Raw genomic sequence first — 18,662 nt, forward strand, 5'->3', positions numbered from 1 at the left:
GGGAAGAGGGCGCGTGGGAGACTGGCGTGGATGCCGATCACACTACCTGCGCACTCGCCGAGAACCCGGAGCCTCACCGACGTCGTGCCGGAGATGTTTCGTTCGCTGCGTGGGGAGGGCACCTGGCTGCGGCCTGTCCGCAGCACCGTCCTGGTCATGCTCGACGGTGTCGGAGCCGCACAACTCCGGGCGCGCGCTGGCCACGCGCGGTTTCTCGCGAGTGTCGGCGGTCCGCGGGATGTCGCGCGCACGACGTTCCCTTCGACCACAGCGAGCGCGCTCACGAGTCTCCTCACCGCGACAAACCCTGGACGCAACGGCATGCTCGGGTACCGTGTGCGGGTTCCCGAGACCGGCCGAATTGCCAACCTGCTGCATGGGTGGGAAGACGGCGATCTGCCGTCGGATTGGCAGCCGGAGACACCGCTCACCCGCCCACAGACGCAGCACGGGCCCGTCTACGTGGTTTCGAAGCCGGAGTTCGCCACCTCGGGCTTTACCCGTGCGACCACCGACGGTGCCGATTTCATCGGGGTCGCTGACCTCGATGACCGAATTGCCCGGGCCGGTGCGATCGCGGCGCAGCATCCGGGAAGTTTTACCTACCTCTACGTTCCTGAACTCGACGGCATCGGTCACCGCGTCGGCTGGGAGTCGGGTGCATGGACCGACGGTCTCGAACGCGTGGATGCCGCGCTTCGCGACCTGGCCCAAGCGGCACCCCAGGCAGGCCTGCTCATCACAGCGGATCACGGCATGATCGATGTACCAGCGAGTCGTCACGTGCTCCTGGATGACGGTGACCCGCGCATTGAGGGGGTCGCCGACATCGCGGGAGAACCGCGCATGCTGCATCTGTATACGCAGCCGCAGGCAGCCGATGCGGTGGCCGGTGTCTGGCGGGCGGTCGACGCCGAGCGCGCTTGGGTCATGACCCGTGACGAAGCGATCGCCGCCGGGGTGTTCGGGACCGTGAACCCAGACATGGTCGAACGGATCGGGGATGTACTTGTCGCGGCGAGGGCACGGGTCGCCTACTACGACAACCGGCTCGACGACCGGTCACCACAGCGCATGGTCGGACAACACGGATCGCTCACGCTCGAGGAGTCTGTCGTTCCTCTGCTTCGAGCTGGCGCATACGCCGCCTGACCGTTGTCGCTGCGTCCTTCAGGCTACTCGTCCGAGCGGGCGCCGAAGACGATCTCGTCCCAGCTCGGAAGGGCAGCGCGACCGCGCCGACGAGATGACGACAGTTGCGTCGCCTCGAGGTCAGCAGATTCCTCTTCAGCTGCCGCCGGCGGGGGAGCGGTGGCTTCGTCGTAACCGGGCTCGAGGGCATCGAACAGGGCAACCGGTGCACGCTCCGCCTCATCGGTGCTGGGCTCCGGAGCGGACTCCCGCTGACCGCGACGTCGTCGCAGCGCTTCGAGCAGATCCGCTGTCTCGGGGGACGTTGTCACGACGGGATCGGCGGCGCGCTTGGTAGCAGCCTCGCGAACCGCAGCGCTCGCCCGCTCCGGGGTGCGCTCTGCAGGTCTCTCCGCGTCGCGTGCCTGGTCATCGTCTCGTCGGGGACCGAACGCTCCGGAGTCGAATCGCGAGTCATCCTTCGACGGCGAAGGATCGAGAGCGCGCAACCGTGGGATGAGACCATCGGGGAGCGAGCCCTGCCGCGACAACTGCGTCGCATCGGTGTTCAGCGGCGACAGCGTCGTGCGGCGCGGGTCGAACCCCCAGCGGGCATCGTGATCGACGTCGCCGGTGCGGAACTCGAGCTTGATGACCCAGCCCGTGGCGTCCTTCCAGCTGGTCCACCGTTCCGTCGTGGCACCTGCCTCGGTGAGTTTCGCACGCACCGCAGCGCCGAATGTTGACTCACCATCGGGTTCCAGTTCTGCAGACACGAGCACGGGAACTGCCAGCGCTTGGCTGAGAACGTGCTCGCGTTCAGCAAGGACGGGGCCCTCGTACCGGCGCACGTCTTCGACCCGAGCTCCCAGAAGTTCCGCGACTTCCTCCGCGCTCAGCCCCGCACGGATCTGCGTCTGGATCTCACGGGGGCTCGGCCGGGCAGCCGTCGTATCGGACTCGCGTGCTCGCCGCGCGCGCCGAACTTCGAATGCCAGCGCGTCATCAAGTGCGAGCGTGAACCTGTCGCCCGACTCCGTTGCGAGGATCAGCTGATCGTCTTCCGTTGCGATGACTTTGAGCTGTTCCATCCCACGCTCCTCCCGTGCCTCTGCGGCGTGTCGGCCCCATGGTGACACACCGAGCCGCCGCGGCAGGGAATATCCGTCGCGCGCCGCTCGTTTCGTGGACGTCGGCATACGGACCGAGCATTTGCAAAATCCCGATCCGTCGTGCAAACTATCGCCGCCCATAGCGGCCCCGCAGCACCGCACCACAGCATCACGCAACGGAAGTAGAGAATGGCCACCGACTACGACGCACCGCGCAAGAGCGACGACGACAGCGAGTCCATCGAGGCGCTCAAGGAGCGGGTCCCCGACAAGATGTCGGGTTCGGTCGACGTCGACGATTCGGACAACCCGTCGGGCTTCGAGTTGCCGGGGGCAGACCTCTCAGACCTCGAACTCGATGTCGTGGTTCTGCCGCCGCAGCAGGACGAATTCACGTGCGCGAGCTGCTTCCTGGTGAAGCACCGTTCGCAGGTGGACCACGAGGAAGCCGGCGGAATCATCTGCAAGGAGTGCGCGGCCTGATCCCGGCGCGCTATCGCCGAAGCGCCTAGCGCGCTGTCTGAGCGCGTCGAATCGCCGCAGCGAGCCTGTCCGGTGTTCGGCTGGAGATGACCCAGGCTCGTGCCGGGTCATCCGGGTCGACGACAGGGACGACGACGACGCCGTCGATTCCGCCACGGATGACGTGCCACGCCGTCGCATCCAGGCCCGGACCACGGGCGAAGCGCGCATCCTCATCCGTGAGGGCAACGGGTTCGCCGAGGTAGCGAGCCTCAATCCAGGCTCGACCGGCGAAGAGGCGACCGTCGGCGACGCGCACCGTCGGGCTCACCCAGACCAGGAGCGCGATCGCGACGACGCCGATCGCTGCGCCGGCGGCCAGTGCGACGGTGGTGTCGATGGGGGTGAGAACCAGTGCCGCCATGGGTGCCACCACTGCGGCAGACACGATCACCCACAGCGACGGCCCCAGCCGTTCGCGATAGTCGGCCGCGGTCTGGACTCTCGTCGTTGCCATCGTGTTCTGCATTACCCTCGTTGCGTGACCCCATCCGTGGACATCCCCATTATCGCCGCCCACCCGCCGACGTATAGCCATCCGGGTGATGCCGGCGCGGATCTGGTCGCCGCTGAGGCTGTGCGCCTCGAACCGGGGGAGCGCGCGCTGGTGGGAACCGGTGTTCGCATCGCCCTCCCGGATGGCTACGCGGCCTTTGTCGTTCCCCGGAGTGGGCTTGCAGCCAAGCACGGCATCACCGTTGTGAACTCGCCGGGCACAGTCGATGCCGGCTACCGCGGCGAGATCAAAGTGTGCCTTCTCAACACCGACGCACGCGAACCATACGAGATCGCGGTCGGCGACCGTATCGCTCAGATGATCATCATGCCCGTCACCATCGCCCGGTTCCTCCCCGTCGAGGAACTGCCCGATAGCGCCCGCGGCGAGGGCGGGTTCGGATCGACCGGCTACGTCGGGGGTAGCGTTGACGCTATGGGACGGAGCGCAGCACGATGACGGAGCAGATCGACGAGGGTTCACCGAACGCCTCGGCTGATGGACCCGAGAAGGATGCCAAGTCCGCTCCCGTAGATCGGGATCAGTCTGGCCCCTTCGATGAGGCCGAAGCGCGCGCCGTGCGTCCCTACATCGACCTCGGCGCGATCAAGATCCTGCCGCGGGAAGGGCTGAACCTACGACTCGAGGTCGAGGAGCAGACCAAGCGCATCGTGGCCGTCGGGCTTGACTATGCCGGTTCCACGTTGCAGGTCCAGGCCTTTGCGGCGCCGCGATCGACCGGATTGTGGAACGAGACGCGAGACCAGATCCGCGCGCAGATCCGCCAGCAGGGCGGTCGCGTCGAGGAGCGTCAGGGCCCGCTCGGCCCGGAGCTCCTGGCGGAAGTACCCGTTGTCGCGGGGACGGATCCGTCGGCAGGCAAGCGCATCGCGCGCTTTATTGGCGTGGATGGGCCCCGGTGGTTCCTCCGTGGCGTTGTGGGTGGTGCTGCGGCCACCGATGTGGACGCTGCAGCGCAAGTCGAGGATCTGTTTCGGTCGATCGTCGTGGTGCGCGGCACCACGCCCATGCCGCCGCGCGACCTGATCCCGCTTCGAATGCCCGCAGCCCCGGGTACCACGTGAGCATTCCGCCCTCGGGCGCCGATGATGCTCCACAGCCCGACGAGTCAGCCGCTTCCTCTATGAGCGGAGAGCAGCCTCGGGTCTCGGATGCCGTCAGCGCCGCTCTTGGTGAAGCTGCTCGTCGCGCTGGTCTTGATCCCGCACAAGACGTCACGACGGGTCGCGCTGTCTGGGCTGCGATCGGCGGCTGGCGCGGCATCCTCGAATCAGTCCTCCCGAGCCTCGCCTTTCTCCTGCTGTACACACTCACGAGCGAGCTCGTGCTGGCGCTGGGTGTCTCGGTGGGGCTCGCACTGGTCTTCACCGTGGTGCGGCTTGTTGCCCGCTCGTCGGTGAACGCCGCGCTCGGGGGCTTGATCGCCGCCGCAGCAGCTGCAGCGCTTGCCCTCTGGACCGGGAGGGCCGAAGACAACTTCGTTCTTGGCTTCGTCACGAACGCCATCTACGGATCAGCGTTTCTCGTGTCAGCCGTGGTGGGATGGTCGTTGATCGGACTCGCCGTGGGATTCCTCATGGGCGAGGGGACAGCCTGGCGACGTGATCCGCGCAAGCGTCGGGTCTTCTTCTGGCTCTCGATCGCCTGGGCCAGCCTGTTCGCTGCGCGCCTGATCGTTCAGCTCCCGCTCTATTTCGCGGGAGACGTGACCGCGCTCGGAACCACCAAGCTGCTCATGGGTATCCCGCTGTTCGCCCCACTCATCGCCGTGACGTGGCTGGTGGTTCGGGCGCTGTATCCGCGACGCACCGAGTGATAGCATTTATCTTGACGTCAAGATACTTTTCGGCTTCAGATCCAGTAAGGGTCGCCTTGCTGGCAGGGTCTGATTCCGACGAACAAGATGGGGAGCGACCGGCTTCCCGCCTCCGCCGACGAAGGAGCACACATGTCCACCGTTGACAGCTTCGGTGCCAAGAGCACACTGACAGTCGGGGAGACCGACTACGAAATCTTCCGGATCGACTCCGTCGCCGGGTACGAAAAGCTCCCCTTCAGTTTGAAGGTGCTCCTCGAGAACCTGCTTCGCACCGAAGACGGCGCGAACGTCACGAAGGAGCAGATCCAGGCGCTCGGCTCCTGGAACCCGGATGCCGAGCCCGACACCGAGATCCAGTTCACCCCCGCTCGCGTGGTGATGCAGGACTTCACCGGTGTTCCCTGCATCGTCGATCTCGCCACGATGCGTGAGGCGGTGACCGCCCTCGGCGGCGACCCCGCCAAGATCAACCCGCTCTCGCCCGCCGAGATGGTGATCGACCACTCGGTCATCGCGGATCTGTTCGGCACGCCGAACGCCCTCGAGCGCAACGTCGAGATCGAGTACGAGCGCAACGGCGAGCGTTACCAGTTCCTGCGATGGGGCCAGACTGCCTTCGACGACTTCAAGGTCGTTCCCCCCGGCACCGGCATCGTCCACCAGGTGAACATCGAGCACCTTGCGAAGGTCGTGTACGACCGGGAAGTCGGCGGCGTGCTCCGCGCCTATCCCGACACCTGCGTCGGCACGGACTCGCACACCACCATGGTCAACGGGCTTGGCGTGCTCGGCTGGGGAGTCGGTGGGATCGAGGCTGAGGCCGCCATGCTCGGCCAGCCGGTGTCCATGCTCATTCCGCGGGTCGTGGGCTTCAAGCTCACCGGATCCATTCCGGCCGGTGTGACCGCGACCGACGTCGTGCTCACGATTACCGACATGCTCCGTAAGCACGGCGTGGTCGGCAAGTTCGTCGAGTTCTACGGCGAGGGCGTTGCATCCGTGCCGCTTGCCAACCGCGCGACCATCGGCAACATGAGCCCCGAGTTCGGCTCGACTGCCGCGATGTTCCCGATCGACGACGTCACGCTCGACTACCTGCGCCTGACGGGCCGTGACGAGCAGACTGTTGCGCTCGTCGAGGCTTACGCGAAGCTGCAGGGGATGTGGCACGACCCCGCGCGTGAACTCGTCTTCAGCGAGTTCATGGAGCTTGACCTCGGTACTGTCGTCCCCTCGATCGCCGGTCCGAAGCGCCCGCAGGACCGCATTCTTCTCTCCGAGGCCAAGTCCCAGTTCGAGAAGGACATCCTCAACTACGCCACGCCCACCTCATCCGAGTCGATCGTCGACCTGGAGTCGCAGGGGTCCTTCCCGGCATCCGACCCGGGCGGGGAACCCGGTGATGAGGACGGGCACGTGCACAACGTCCTGATCTCCTCCGGAGGGCCTGCGGCGGCATCCAAGCCCGTGAAGGTGACCACGCCCGACGGGCAGAGCTACCTGCTCGACAACGGCGCAGTCACGCTCGCAGCGATCACCTCGTGCACCAATACCTCGAACCCGTCGGTCATGCTCGCCGCAGGCCTGCTGGCGAAGAAGGCCGTCGACAAGGGACTCAAGCGCAAGCCGTGGGTCAAGACGACCCTAGGCCCCGGATCGAAGGTCGTCACCGATTACTACGAGTCCTCCGGTCTCGACAAGGCGCTCGAGGGGCTCGGCTTTTATACGGTCGGCTACGGCTGCACGATCTGCATCGGTAACTCCGGTCCGCTCATCGATGAAGTCTCGGCAGCTATCAACGACAACGACCTCGCGGTGACCGCCGTGCTCTCGGGCAACCGGAACTTCGAGGGGCGCATCAGCCCGGACGTCAAGATGAACTACTTGGCCTCGCCGCCGCTCGTGGTGGCCTACGCCCTCGCCGGCTCGATGAACTTCGACTTCGAGACCGACCCGCTCGGCAAGGATCAGGACGGGAACGACGTGTTCCTGAAGGACATCTGGCCCTCGACTGAGGAGGTCCAGGAAGTCATCGACTCGTCGATCTCGCGCGAGCAGTTCATCAAGCAGTACGCGACGGTGTTCGACGGTGACGAGCGCTGGCGCAGCCTCCCCACCCCGGATGCCGCGCAGTTCGAGTGGGACGAGAACTCCACCTACGTCCGCAAGGCCCCGTACTTCGACGGAATGACGATGGAGCTCACCCCGGTGAGCGACATCCGCGGAGCTCGCGTGATGGCAACGCTCGGCGACTCGGTGACGACCGACCACATCAGCCCCGCGGGGAACATCAAGGCCGGCACGCCCGCCGCTCAGTACCTCGCCGAGCACGGCGTCGCGCAGAAGGACTTCAACTCCTACGGTTCGCGCCGAGGCAATCACGAAGTCATGATCCGCGGAACGTTCGCCAACATCCGACTGAAGAACGAACTGGTCGCAGCGGTCAACGACGGTCAGATCGTCGAGGGCGGCTACACCCGGGACTTCACGCAGGAGGGCGGCCCGCAGTCGTACATCTACGACGCGAGCATGAACTACCAGGAGCAGGGGATTCCGCTTGTCGTGTTCGGCGGCAAGGAGTACGGCTCGGGCTCGTCGCGCGACTGGGCGGCCAAGGGAACGAACCTGCTGGGCGTGAAGGCCGTCATCACCGAAAGCTTCGAACGCATTCACCGCTCGAACCTCATCGGAATGGGAGTCGTGCCGCTGCAGTTCCCCGCCGGAGAAAGTTGGAAGTCGCTCGGCCTGGACGGCACCGAGATCATCAGCATCACCGGCCTCGAGCAGCTCAACGAGGGCGTGACCCCGAAGACGGTGCGCGTGACCGCTGAGCCGAGCGAGTTCTCACCGGAGGGCAAGCAGACTGTCGAGTTCGACGCGATTGTTCGTATCGACACACCCGGTGAGGCTGACTACTACCGCAACGGCGGCATCCTCCAGTACGTGCTGCGCTCGCTCGTCTGAGAGTCGAACGCAGCCGAGGGGCGGGGTGGAGACACGGGAGTGCTCGATCCCGCCCCGCGGCTCATCGATAGACTTGCGAGATGGCATTCCGGCTGGGATGCCACCCGACGGGAGGAGTGAGATGGCTTTGCTTCCCACGATCCGCTCGCCACGGGATCTGGACGCTCTCACGACGGATCAGCTCTGCGAACTTGCGGAAGAAGTGCGCGCGTTTCTTGTCGAGAACGTCGCTCGCACAGGAGGCCACTTAGGGCCGAACCTCGGCGTGGTCGAACTGACCATCGCGCTACATCGGGTGTTCTCTTCGCCGGATGACCCGATCATCTTCGACACCGGGCACCAGTCATACGTCCACAAGCTCCTCACGGGGCGCCAGGACTTCTCGCAGCTGCGCAGCCGTGGCGGCCTTGCCGGCTACCCGCAGCGCTCAGAGAGCGAGCACGACGTCGTCGAGTCATCGCACGCGTCCAGCTCCCTCAGCTGGGCCGACGGAATCTCACGCGCGTTCGCCCGCACGGGGCGCCGTGACCGCCATGTCGTCGCCGTTGTCGGGGACGGCTCGCTGACCGGCGGCATGACGTGGGAAGCGCTCAACAACATCTCCGACGACAACGACCGCAATCTCGTCATCGTCGTCAATGACAACGGACGCTCATATGCCCCGACGATCGGCGGCATGGCGCGGTACCTGAATCGCGTGCGTACGGCATCCAGCTACGAGACGCTGCGCAAGCGGTCCGACCGGATCTCCAGCCGGCTCGGGCCCGCGGCTCGCGCCTTCTACCGGGGCGTCCGGGGCGGAACCCGGGGTTTCCTTTCCCGATTCACGAACAACGAGGCGTTGTACTCGAACCTCGACATCAAGTACCTCGGCCCGATCGACGGGCATGACCTTCCGATGCTGATCGAGACACTCGAGCTCGCAAAGGAGCACGGGGCACCGGTCATCGTGCACGCGATAACCGAGAAGGGGCGCGGGTACGAACCGGCGCTCCGCGACGTTGCCGACCAGTTCCACGCTGTCGGCAAGATCGACCCTGTCTCGGGTGAGCCTGTCGGCGGTTCCGGTGCATCGGCGTGGACTGACGTCTTCGCCCAGGAACTCGTTGAGGTGGGGTCCGAGCGTGAAGACGTCATCGCCATCACCGCTGCGATGCTGCGCCCCACCGGCCTGCAGCCCTTCGCGGAGCGCTTTCCGCAACGGGTTTATGACGTTGGCATCGCTGAGCAGCACGCCGTGGCTTCAGCGGCGGGTCTGGCCTTCGGGGGCCTGCATCCCGTCGTCGCCGTCTACGCAACCTTCATGAACCGCGCCTTCGATCAGGTCATGATGGATGTCGCACTGCACCGCGCGGGGGTTACCTTCGTCCTCGACCGCGCGGGGGTCACCGGGCCCGACGGGCCCAGCCACCACGGTGTGTGGGACCTCGCCATGCTGCAGCTCGTGCCCAACATCCGGATTGCGGCACCGCGGGACGCGGAGCGACTTCGTGAAGAATTCCGCGAGGCGGTTGCCGTCTCGGACGCACCGACGGTTGTGCGGTTCCCCAAGGGATCCGTGCTTCCCGATCTGCCCGCCGTGGAGCGCCTCGAGGACGGGGTCGACGTGCTGGCTCGCGGGGGAGCGGAAGACGTCCTGCTCATCGGCATCGGACCTATGGCCCACATCGCGATGGACGTGGCCACTCGTCTTCGCGCCCAAGGGATCGGCGCGACGGTCATCGACCCGCGCTGGGCGATCCCCGTACAGCCTTCTGTGATCGACCTCGCCGCAGCACACCGCCTCGTGATCACGATCGAAGACGGCATCCGTGTCGGGGGGATCGGAACCCGCGTCCGCCAGGTCCTGCGGGAGGCTGGCGTCGACACTGCCGTTGACGAGCTCGGGCTTCCCGACGAGTTCATCGCTCATGCGACCCGCGAACAGATCCTCGAGGATGCCGGGCTCGTCGCCAGCAAAATCGCCCAGGATGTCGTCGCGCAGGTCCTCGGCACCAGGATTCCGATTGCACGCCGCGCTGAGAACAGCGCCGATTTCGTCGCCGAGTTCGCGGAACGGCGCGACTGACGAGGCAATGTCAACCAGAGAGGGGCCCCGGCTGATCCAGCCGGGCCCCCTCTCTCGTGTGCGGTCTGATCAGACGGCGGCGATTCCTCGGATGGGCGGTTCGTGGAACGTGCCCCCAAAGACGCGCTGAGACGCCCCTTCCCGATCGAGGTACGGCGAGGCGCCGCCATCGATGAAGGGCCAGCCTGCCCCCAGGATCAGGCAGAGATCAATGTCTTCAACCTCCGGCACGACGCCCTCATCGAGCATGATGCGGATCTCCTGTGCCAGCCCGTCCTGCACACGGCGAAGAATCTCGTCTTCGCCTGCCGGTGCATTCCCCACGGCGGGCTTGAGGATCTTCTCAGCGGCCTTCGTCCAGCCGGTGACCTTGCCGTTCTTGTCCTTCTCGACGACCTGCGGCAGCTCCGCCAACTCGTGGAAGTTCGCGTTGGCGTAGAAGCGCTCGGGGAAGGCTGAGGTCATGGTGTCCTGCACGTGTGCGGCGACTTTCCAACCCACCAGATCGATGAGCTGGAAGGGTGTCATGGGCAGGCCGAGGGGGCCGAAGGCCTTCTCGACCGTAAGCAGCGGCGTGCCTTCGTACACGGCCCGAGCCGCCTCGCCCATGACCTTCGCAAGAAGGCGGTTGACGACAAAACCCGGGGCATTGGCGGTGAGAACAGCGTTCTTGCCGAGCCCCTTGGCCACGACGAAGGCGGTCGACAGTGCCGCCTCGTCGGTCGCGGGTGTTCTCACGATCTCGATCAGCGGCATCACTGCGACCGGATTGAAAAAGTGGAATCCGACGAGTCGCTCGGGGTGCTCGAGCTTCTCGCCGATCTCCGCCACCGACAGGGACGAGGTGTTTGTCGCGAGAATCGCGTCTTCGGCGATGATCTTCTCGATCTCACCGAACACCTGCTGCTTGACTCCAACCTCTTCGAAGACCGCCTCGATCACGAAGTCGCAGTCTGCGTACTCGCTCTTGTCCGTGGTGCCGTGAATGAGTGCGCGCAGGCGATTCGCGGCATCCCCGTCGAGACGTCCCTTCTGCTCGAGCTTGCCGATCTCTTCGTGGATGTAGGCGAGCCCCTTATCAACGCGCGCCTGATCGAGGTCGGTGATCAGGACGGGAACCTGGAGCTTGCGCACGAAAAGCAGCGCGAACTGGCTGGCCATGAGGCCCGCCCCGATGATCCCGACCTTCTGGACCTTCTTGGCCAGAGCCCTGTCCGGCGCACCGACGGGTCGCTTAGCGCGCTTCTGCACGAGGTCGAACGCATACATGGATGCCGCGAACTGATCACCGGTGATGAGATCAGTCAGCGCCTCATCCTCGCGCGCGAACCCCTCCGCTTTCGTGCCACTCTTGGCCTTATCGAGCAGGTCGAGTGCCACATAGGGGGAGCGGGGGACCGTGCCGATGCGGCTCTCGAGCATCCCGCGGGCCATCTTGATGGCGATCGGCCATTTGGTGAGACGCTCGATCTTGCCCGGCTCGTTCTTGCGCTCGACCTTGACGGAGCCGGTGAGGACGCCATCTGCCCACCGCAACGAATCCTCGAGGTAGTTCGCCGCGGGGAAGATCTCGTCCATGATGCCGAGGTCATAGGCCTGCTGGGGCTTCAGCACCCGGTTCTGCTTGAGTGGGTTGGATATGACGACCTCGAGCGCGTTCTCGATGCCGATGAGATTCGGGAGCAGGTACGCCCCACCCCACCCCGGGATGATGCCCAGGAACACTTCAGGGAGTGCGATGGCGGCCGCCGAAGCATCCACCGTGCGGTACGTGGAGTTCAAGGCGATCTCGAGCCCACCGCCGAGGGCGAGGCCGTTCACGAAGGCGAAGCTGGGGACGCCCAGGCTCGACAGCTTGCCCAGAACCTGGTGACCCCGCTGCGCGATGAGCTTTGCGATCGCGGCCGAAGGAACCCGCGAAACGTCGCTGAGGTCAGCGCCCGCTGCCAGGATGTACTGCTTGCCCGTGATGGCGACCGCGTGGATCTCACCCGCGGCGGCCCGAGAGGCTAGACGGTCGAGCGTCTCCCCGAGCTCCTTCAGCGTTGCCGGTCCCAGCGTGTTGGGTCGGGTGTGATCGCGACCGTTGTCCAGGGTGATGAGGGCGAGCGTCTTGCCCGAGGCCAGACGCACGTCAGTCACCAGCGAGTGCGTGATGACCTCGCCGTCGGCGAGGGCATCGAGCGGCGAGAAGTCGATCTCGTCATAGTTGGTCATGGCGGCGAACTCCTACTTCTTCTTCTTGCCGTCGTAGTGCGGGTTTTCCCAGATGACCGAGCCACCCTGTCCCAGGCCCACGCACATCGCGGTGAGCCCGTACCGAACGTCGGGGCGCTCGGCGAACTGCGCCGCAAGCTGAATCATCAGGCGCACACCGGATGCTGCGAGGGGGTGGCCGAGGGCAATGGCGCCGCCCCACTGGTTCACGCGGGGGTCGTCATCCGCAATGCCGAAGTGGTCGAGCAGCGACAACACCTGAACGGCAAAAGCCTCGTTGAGCTCGAATAGCCCGATGTCATCGATTGTGAGGCCGGCCTTCTGCAGCGCCTTCTCGGTCGAGGGGATCGGACCGATGCCCATGATCTCGGGTTGCACTCCGGCGAAAGCGAACGACACCAGCCGCATCTTGGGGGCAAGCCCGAGCTGCTTGACCGCATCGCCACTGGCCAGCAACCCCATCGTCGCACCGTCTGTCAGCGGTGACGAGGTACCTGCGGTTACGCGCCCGTGGGGGCGGAAGGGGGTCTTCAGCGATGCGAGTCCCTCCATTGTCGTTTCCGGGCGGCGACCCTCGTCCTCGGTCGCGAGTCCCCAGGCGCCGTCAGCTGTCTTGATCGCAACAGGGACGAGATCCGGCTGGATCTTGCCGGCGTCGTATGCTGCCTGCGCCTTCTGCTGGCTGAGCATCCCGAAGCGGTCGGCGCGCTCCTTGGTGAGCTGTGGGAAGCGGTCATGGAGGCGTTCGGCCGTGACGCCCATGTTCAGCGCGCCGGGGTCGACCATCTTCTCGGCGACGAAGCGCGGGTTGGGGTCTGCGTTGGAGCCGATCGGATGACGCCCCATGTGCTCCACACCGCCCGCGAGTGCGAGGTCGTACATGCCGAAACCGATCGAGCCGGCCATGGTGGTGACGCTTGTCATCGCGCCTGCGCACATCCGGTCGATCGCGAAGCCCGGAACGGTCATCGGTAGTCCGGCGAGGATGGCCGCTGACCTACCGAGCGTCAGGCCTTGATCGCCCGTTTGCGAGGTCGCAGCGATCGCAACATCGTCAATGCGGTCCTTTGGGACGTCAAGATTGCGTTCCATCAGCCCGATGATCGCCTTGACTGCCAGGTCGTCAGCCCGGGTGTTCCAGTACATGCCCTTTTCGCCCGCGCGCCCGAATGGGGTGCGCATACCGTCGACGAAAAAGACGTCCGACATTTCGGCCACTCTGCCTCCAAGGATTGGGAATGAAGCCAGCCTAGGAACGCGTCAAAACGGCACAGAATCGGTTGGGTCGAACCTACGAAGCGCTCTCCGAGGCCTCGGAGGAGGGTTGACCGGATTCCACAAAGGCTTCAGCGATCACCTGTGCAGTCTGCTCAATCTGCCACGGTCGCGCACCAAGTTCCGCCAGCGCTGCGGCGATTCCGGCGGCGTCGGTGACAGCCGGGGGAGCCCAGGCGACGCGTCGCAGCAGCTCTGGGGTGAGAAGGTTCTCGACCGGCATATGCAACGACTGCGCGAGTTCGTCGATCGCCGGCTTGGCTGCTTTGAGCCGGGCGTCGGCCTCGGGGGCTCGGTCGGACCATGCTCTCACCGGCGGGATCGTGTCGGTGTTGCGCACCCGCTCGGGCGGGAGATCGAGGTCGGTGCGTCCCGCTTCGAACGCCGCCCACCATCGATCGAGTTCGGAGCGGCTGGCTCGACCGGTGAACTCCTTGAGGCCTGCGAGCTGCTGCTTGGTCTTCGGATCCGCGAGGATCGCGGCGACCAGAGCCCTGTCGGGAACGAGGCGTCCGGGCGAGACATCCTGCGTGATGGCGAGTTCTTCGCGGGCGAGCCATAAGGCCCGCGCGATCGCCAGTCCGCGGCGCCCACGCACCGTGTGGAGACCGCTGAGTCGGCGCCACGGGTCTTCCCTCGGTGGCTTTGGCTCCCGGGTGAGCACAGCGGAGAACTCTTGTGCCGCGAACTCCGTCTTGCCGGCATCCGCGAGCTGCTGCGCAAGGATGTCGCGCACATCGATGAGGTACTCGACGTCGAGCGCAGCGTACTCGAGCCACGCTTGTGGAAGCGGACGGGTCGACCAGTCGGAAGCCGAGTGAGCCTTCGCGAGAGTGACGCCGAGGGTCTCCTCAACAACGGCGCCGAGGCCCACGCGCTCTCGTCCGAGGAGTCGTGATGCTAGTTCGGTGTCGAAAATCGTCGGAGGCTCGAGGCCCAACTCGCGCAGGGAAGGCAGGTCCTGACTGGCGGCGTGAAAGACCCACTCGAGGTCACCGATTGCCTGCTGCAGCGACGAAAAGTCGGTGCCGACCGCTGGCGGGTCGACCAAAATCACGCCGGCGCCGCGGCGGAAGAGCTGCACGAGATACGCGCGTTGCGAGTAGCGGAACCCGGAGGCGCGCTCAACGTCGACGGCTACCGGGCCTTCTCCTGCTGCGAGGTGCGCAGCCGCGGCACGGAGGGCGTCGGCATCCGTGATCACGGTGTATTCAGCCACGGCTCACCCTGCGGGAGGTTACGGTTGCGATCTGTTCAGACCCGGGCGGAAGTCCCGCCAGCATGCACACGAGCTCTGCCCACGCCTCGACGTGCGCGTCGAGGTTCGCGGTCGGTGTCCACGACGCGCGAAGTTCGATCTGCGCGCCATCGCCTTCGTCGGCGAGACTCCCGAATCCCTTCGAGAGGGTCTTCGTTGCGGTGCCTGAGGGGGAGTGATAGGTAGCGGCGTGTGCCTGCAGGGCATCAGTGAGCCACGACCAGGTCACATCAGCCAGCAGCGCGTCCATGCCGATTTCGGGCTCGAGTGGCGCCTGGGCAAAGCACACGATGCGCCACGCTCCGTTCCACTGGGAGGGCTCGTCCGGGTCGTGCAACAGGATGAAGCGACCCGTTCCGTACGCTGAGTCGATGCCGGATGCCTCGGGCCTCACGTCGGCAGCAAGGGCCAGTGCGTGAGGAGCAAGGCCGGTGGGTGCGGGAATCTCGCGGACCGTGAGGTCGTCACGAAAGGTGGCCTCGCGAATCACCGCGGCCACGTCGTCGAACGCCACCCCCGACAGAAGGTCTCCGGTCACCCCGACAGACTAGAGTGAGGACCCCATGGTCGAGTCCAGGCGCGCCGCCTCCCCACAGTACGTCGTTGTTGTCAAAGCGGCCCTCACGGTGATCTCGTTGGCCCTCGGTGCCGTCGTTGCGCTGTGGGGCGGTATCGCCGTTCGCATGGCCCGGAAAGTCGTCACGCCAGCGGCTCGGATCCCCGATTGCCGCATCCTCGAGCTTGATACGTCTGCCCAGACCATCACGCTCACGCGGACCCCCGACACCGAACTCGCTGGCCGGTATGGCCTGTTCACCACGGGCACAGAGCGCTACCTCAAACTCGGATCCGTGCTGTCGGAAGCGACCGACACGGTCAAGCGCAAGCTCCTGACGCACGTCGGTCCCCAGGCGCGGATCGTCAGGGATGCCGCGTTCAGCGGGTGGTATTACGAGCGACCCGAAGAACTGCACCTGCCCTTCAGCCCGGAGTTGGTCGGCTCGGCGCTCGGACCCTGCCCCGCATGGTTGTTTCCCGCCGGTCAGGGCGACATCTGGGTGATCCAGGTGCACGGGCGTGGCACCACGCGAGCGGAGTGCCTGCGCGCCGTGCCGGTGTTCCACGGGTTGGGAATCACGTCGTTGGTCGTCTCGTATCGCAATGACGGCGAGGCGCCTCGGAGCCGATCGGGTACCTACACGCTCGGAGCTACCGAGTGGCGCGATGTCGACGCCGCGGTCGGGTTCGCCCGCCGGCGGGGCGCGAAGCGGGTCATCATCATGGGCTGGTCAATGGGCGGCGCGATTGCGCTGCAGCTCGCCCTGAACTCGGCCCACCGTGACCTCATTGTCGGGCTCATCCTGGACTCGCCTGCCATCGCCTGGCGAAGCATTCTCGACTACCAGGCGCGGGAGATGAAGCTTCCCGCCCCGATCACGCGCCTGGCGATCACGGTCCTTGGTGCCGATTGGGCGACGGCGCTCACCGGCGCGGGAGCAGCGATTCCGTTCCGTCGACTCGACGTGCTTGCCCGCTCGGCGGAGCTGCGGCATCCGATTCTCATCCTGCACAGCGACGATGACGGTTTCGTGCCCTCGGACGCCTCTCACGATCTGGTCGTCGCGCGTCCCGACATCGTGGAACTCGACGTCTTCAGTGTGGCTCGTCACACCAAGCTGTGGAACTACGACCAGGAGCGCTGGACCGGCCGAATCACGCGGTGGCTCACCCAGCATGGGTTCGTCAGCGAGCCCGCAGACGCAGATAGGTGAATCCGTCGTCGTCGACGAGGTGACCGGCGACCTCGGTCGCGACGGGGTCGTGGACCCCCAGAAACGGATGCTGCGCCGGTGTCAGCGCTGGTGCGACGGTTATGCAGTACTCGTCGATGACGCCCGAATCAGCGAACTTGCCAGCCAATGAGGGGCCGCCCTCACACACGAGGTGACGCATGCCCCGATCCCGGAGAGCGTCAACGATGAGCTCGGGCGTCGGCTCGTCGGAGGGGAGCCCAATGACCTCGGCCGAAAGGTGGGCGACCGATGCTTCCACCTGCTTCGCCCGGGATGCGGGGCACAGCGCAATCAGGGGTTGGTCCGCCCCGTCAGGCATCCGGAGTCCCTCCAATGAGCCGGAACGGGTCACGACCGCGAGAGCCGCCGACCGGGGGAGGAGATAGCCCTCGGCGCGCACTGTCTGAGCCCCGACGATCACGGCATCCGCGGCCCCACGGATTGCGCTGAGAATGAGCCGGTCTGCCCCGCCGGTGAGGGTCTCACTCGTGCCGTCGGCGCCGACGGCGGACCCGGTGAGCGAGGTGATCATGTTCAGCCGCACGGAGTCCGGATCAGCGGAGCCGTAGCGCGCGGCGACCCACGCACGTGCTGCGTCACGGTCGTCGTCGATGTCGATCGTGTCGAGGGTTCGTGGCGACAGTTCGGTCACGATCATGGAGAGATCCTCTCTGGGCCCATGGAACGCGGTCGGGGAGCCTCCGGGTGCGCGGGGTGTGGCGACACGCCGCGTAAAGTAGGAGGGTCCTCCCGCCCTCCCCGACTCTAGGCGGCACGCGGCACGCCCGCATCCGCCTCCTCCGCGGAAGCTACCCATGCCAGCATCCGGCCCCACCGGCATCGTCCACCTCGCAACGCGCGCACCCGAGCTCTCCGGCGACCAGATGGTGGCGGCGCTCACGCCCCCACCGCAGTTCGCCCATGCGTCGTTTGAGTCCTACCGCGCCGACCCTGCCTTTCCTTCCCAGCAGGAGGCGAAGGAACTGCTCATCGCCTTCGCCGGGGGGCGCCCTGAGGTGGCGCGCGGAGGCCTGTTCCGGCGCCGACCCAAGCAGCCCGAGCTCAAGCCCGGCGTCTACCTCGACGGCGGATTCGGCGTCGGCAAGACTCACCTACTTGCCGCGATCTATCACGCGATGCCCGTACGTCGGAAGTACTTCGGATCGTTCATCGAGTACACGGCCCTGGTCGGGGCGCTGGGCTACCAGAACGTCGTGAAACTCTTCACGGGTGCCGACCTGCTGTGCATCGACGAGTTCGAACTCGATGATCCCGGCGACACGATGGTCATGACCCGTCTGCTGGGTGAGCTCGTAGCCACGGGAACGCGTCTGGCTGCGACGTCCAACACCCCGCCCAACGCCCTCGGTGAGGGGCGATTCGCCGCGCAGGACTTCTTGCGTGAAATCCATGCGATGGCCGAGAGCTTCCAGACCATCCGAATCGACGGAACCGACTACCGTCATCGCGACGTCGATGGGCACGCAATATCGCTGGACTCCGCCGACTACGAATCAGCAATCGAATCGGCGTCCGCCGGAGCGATCGTGAGCGACGACCCATTCGAGGACGTGGTCGCTCAGCTGGCACGCGTCCATCCGTCGCGCTACATCCGGCTCATCGAAGGGGTGTCCCTGGTCGGTCTTCGCGATGTGTCGGTGTTCACCGATCAATCCGCCGCACTCCGATTCGTCGCCCTGGTAGACCGCATCTACGACGCGCAGATCCCGATTCGCGCGACCGGCCTCACCCTGGACACGGTGTTTCCGGAAGAGATGTTGGCGGGCGGATACCGCAAGAAGTACCTGCGCGCGATCTCACGCCTCGTGGCGTCCACACTCGCGTGAATTTCGTGGCGACCTCGGGGTCGTCCGAAACGTGATGTTTACCTGAGCGTCGGTCGTGTAACAGACGCGAAACACGGGGCACCCTCTGGTCGAAACCGGTCGCCGCGAGACTGGCCCCGCAAGTGCATCGGCTACCCGC

General features: G+C 65.9%; 16 protein-coding genes. 9 read left to right on the forward strand and 7 right to left on the reverse strand.

Features of this window, described 5'->3' with window-relative positions:
* Positions 1 to 30 precede the first annotated feature (30 nt).
* Positions 31 to 1,152 (forward strand): nucleotide pyrophosphatase/phosphodiesterase family protein, encoded by a 1,122-nt coding sequence (locus tag AB0O89_RS13240; protein ID WP_300594801.1) that lies wholly within the window; start codon positions 31 to 33, stop codon positions 1,150 to 1,152.
* 23 nt (positions 1,153 to 1,175) lie between these two features.
* Here AB0O89_RS13240 and sepH read toward each other — a convergent pair whose 3' ends face one another.
* On the reverse strand, positions 1,176 to 2,222 hold the full coding sequence (sepH, locus tag AB0O89_RS13245) for a septation protein SepH (protein WP_363498422.1): 1,047 nt from the start codon (positions 2,220 to 2,222) through the stop codon (positions 1,176 to 1,178).
* Between the two features lie 210 nt (positions 2,223 to 2,432).
* Here sepH and AB0O89_RS13250 point away from each other — a divergent pair, with 210 nt between their 5' ends.
* The gene (locus tag AB0O89_RS13250; RefSeq protein ID WP_300594779.1) at positions 2,433 to 2,726 is read left to right on the forward strand and encodes a DUF4193 domain-containing protein; all 294 of its coding nucleotides are present in this window, start codon (positions 2,433 to 2,435) and stop codon (positions 2,724 to 2,726) included.
* A 25-nt stretch (positions 2,727 to 2,751) separates the two neighbouring features.
* On the opposite strand, the gene AB0O89_RS13255 is transcribed toward AB0O89_RS13250, so the two are convergent.
* The gene (locus tag AB0O89_RS13255; RefSeq protein WP_363498425.1) at positions 2,752 to 3,222 is read right to left on the reverse strand and encodes a DUF3093 family protein; all 471 of its coding nucleotides are present in this window, start codon (positions 3,220 to 3,222) and stop codon (positions 2,752 to 2,754) included.
* Between the two features lie 24 nt (positions 3,223 to 3,246).
* Between AB0O89_RS13255 and dut the strand changes: the two genes are divergently transcribed.
* The 5 genes from dut (at position 3,247) to dxs (ending at position 10,133) form a co-directional block, all read left to right on the forward strand.
* Positions 3,247 to 3,720: a dUTP diphosphatase gene (gene dut / locus AB0O89_RS13260; RefSeq protein ID WP_300594785.1), complete on the forward strand. Its 474-nt coding sequence runs from the start codon at positions 3,247 to 3,249 to the stop codon at positions 3,718 to 3,720.
* Complete coding sequence (locus AB0O89_RS13265; protein WP_300594789.1) at positions 3,717 to 4,346, forward strand: DUF3710 domain-containing protein; 630 nt, start codon at positions 3,717 to 3,719, stop codon at positions 4,344 to 4,346. Before dut ends, AB0O89_RS13265 begins: the two co-directional genes overlap by 4 nt.
* 59 nt (positions 4,347 to 4,405) lie before the next feature.
* Entirely contained in the window at positions 4,406 to 5,098 is a 693-nt protein-coding gene (locus tag AB0O89_RS13270) for a DUF3159 domain-containing protein (RefSeq protein WP_300594792.1), read from the forward strand.
* A 132-nt stretch (positions 5,099 to 5,230) separates the two neighbouring features.
* Positions 5,231 to 8,065 carry an aconitate hydratase gene (locus AB0O89_RS13275; protein WP_363498430.1) on the forward strand — a complete coding sequence of 945 codons (2,835 nt, stop codon included), beginning with the start codon at positions 5,231 to 5,233 and terminating at the stop codon, positions 8,063 to 8,065.
* A gap of 121 nt (positions 8,066 to 8,186) precedes the next feature.
* The gene (gene dxs, locus AB0O89_RS13280) at positions 8,187 to 10,133 is read left to right on the forward strand and encodes a 1-deoxy-D-xylulose-5-phosphate synthase (protein WP_363498433.1); all 1,947 of its coding nucleotides are present in this window, start codon (positions 8,187 to 8,189) and stop codon (positions 10,131 to 10,133) included.
* Between the two features lie 69 nt (positions 10,134 to 10,202).
* On the opposite strand, the gene AB0O89_RS13285 is transcribed toward dxs, so the two are convergent.
* The 4 genes from AB0O89_RS13285 to AB0O89_RS13300 all read right to left on the reverse strand — a co-directional run bounded on the left by AB0O89_RS13285 (position 10,203) and on the right by AB0O89_RS13300 (position 15,421).
* Entirely contained in the window at positions 10,203 to 12,350 is a 2,148-nt protein-coding gene (locus tag AB0O89_RS13285; protein WP_363498436.1) for a 3-hydroxyacyl-CoA dehydrogenase NAD-binding domain-containing protein, read from the reverse strand.
* Between the two features lie 12 nt (positions 12,351 to 12,362).
* Complete coding sequence (locus tag AB0O89_RS13290; RefSeq protein WP_363498443.1) at positions 12,363 to 13,568, reverse strand: thiolase family protein; 1,206 nt, start codon at positions 13,566 to 13,568, stop codon at positions 12,363 to 12,365.
* A 73-nt stretch (positions 13,569 to 13,641) separates the two neighbouring features.
* Entirely contained in the window at positions 13,642 to 14,844 is a 1,203-nt protein-coding gene (locus AB0O89_RS13295) for an HRDC domain-containing protein (RefSeq protein WP_363498446.1), read from the reverse strand.
* Positions 14,837 to 15,421, reverse strand: coding sequence for a DUF3000 family protein (locus AB0O89_RS13300; protein WP_363498449.1), 585 nt, complete (start codon positions 15,419 to 15,421; stop codon positions 14,837 to 14,839). Before AB0O89_RS13300 ends, AB0O89_RS13295 begins: the two co-directional genes overlap by 8 nt.
* 25 nt (positions 15,422 to 15,446) lie before the next feature.
* On the opposite strand from AB0O89_RS13300, the gene AB0O89_RS13305 reads away from it, so the two are divergent.
* The gene (locus AB0O89_RS13305; protein WP_363498452.1) at positions 15,447 to 16,655 is read left to right on the forward strand and encodes an alpha/beta fold hydrolase; all 1,209 of its coding nucleotides are present in this window, start codon (positions 15,447 to 15,449) and stop codon (positions 16,653 to 16,655) included.
* Here the strand turns inward: AB0O89_RS13305 and AB0O89_RS13310 are convergent.
* Entirely contained in the window at positions 16,627 to 17,334 is a 708-nt protein-coding gene (locus AB0O89_RS13310; protein ID WP_363498455.1) for a dihydrofolate reductase family protein, read from the reverse strand. The two genes, AB0O89_RS13305 and AB0O89_RS13310, sit on opposite strands and share 29 nt — an antisense overlap.
* A 157-nt stretch (positions 17,335 to 17,491) precedes the next feature.
* On the opposite strand from AB0O89_RS13310, the gene zapE reads away from it, so the two are divergent.
* Positions 17,492 to 18,523 (forward strand): cell division protein ZapE, encoded by a 1,032-nt coding sequence (gene zapE / locus AB0O89_RS13315; RefSeq protein ID WP_331791308.1) that lies wholly within the window; start codon positions 17,492 to 17,494, stop codon positions 18,521 to 18,523.
* Positions 18,524 to 18,662: the final 139 nt, after the last annotated feature.

It is taken from the genome of Microbacterium sp. NPDC076895 (genome assembly GCF_040687115.1).
GTDB lineage: Bacteria > Actinomycetota > Actinomycetes > Actinomycetales > Microbacteriaceae > Microbacterium.

Bases quoted from the DNA above. Each gene is read 5' to 3' on its own strand.
- AB0O89_RS13250 (WP_300594779.1), top strand. From the start codon at position 2,433: ATGGCCACCGACTACGACGCACCGCGCAAGAGCGACGACGACAGCGAG.
- zapE (WP_331791308.1), top strand. From the start codon at position 17,492: ATGCCAGCATCCGGCCCCACCGGCATCGTCCACCTCGCAACGCGCGCA.
- AB0O89_RS13255 (WP_363498425.1), bottom strand. From the start codon at position 3,222: ATGGCAACGACGAGAGTCCAGACCGCGGCCGACTATCGCGAACGGCTG.
- AB0O89_RS13265 (WP_300594789.1), top strand. From the start codon at position 3,717: ATGACGGAGCAGATCGACGAGGGTTCACCGAACGCCTCGGCTGATGGA.
- AB0O89_RS13240 (WP_300594801.1), top strand. From the start codon at position 31: ATGCCGATCACACTACCTGCGCACTCGCCGAGAACCCGGAGCCTCACC.
- sepH (WP_363498422.1), bottom strand. From the start codon at position 2,222: ATGGAACAGCTCAAAGTCATCGCAACGGAAGACGATCAGCTGATCCTC.
- AB0O89_RS13285 (WP_363498436.1), bottom strand. From the start codon at position 12,350: ATGACCAACTATGACGAGATCGACTTCTCGCCGCTCGATGCCCTCGCC.
- AB0O89_RS13275 (WP_363498430.1), top strand. From the start codon at position 5,231: ATGTCCACCGTTGACAGCTTCGGTGCCAAGAGCACACTGACAGTCGGG.
- dxs (WP_363498433.1), top strand. From the start codon at position 8,187: ATGGCTTTGCTTCCCACGATCCGCTCGCCACGGGATCTGGACGCTCTC.
- AB0O89_RS13270 (WP_300594792.1), top strand. From the start codon at position 4,406: ATGAGCGGAGAGCAGCCTCGGGTCTCGGATGCCGTCAGCGCCGCTCTT.
- AB0O89_RS13305 (WP_363498452.1), top strand. From the start codon at position 15,447: ATGGTCGAGTCCAGGCGCGCCGCCTCCCCACAGTACGTCGTTGTTGTC.
- AB0O89_RS13310 (WP_363498455.1), bottom strand. From the start codon at position 17,334: ATGATCGTGACCGAACTGTCGCCACGAACCCTCGACACGATCGACATC.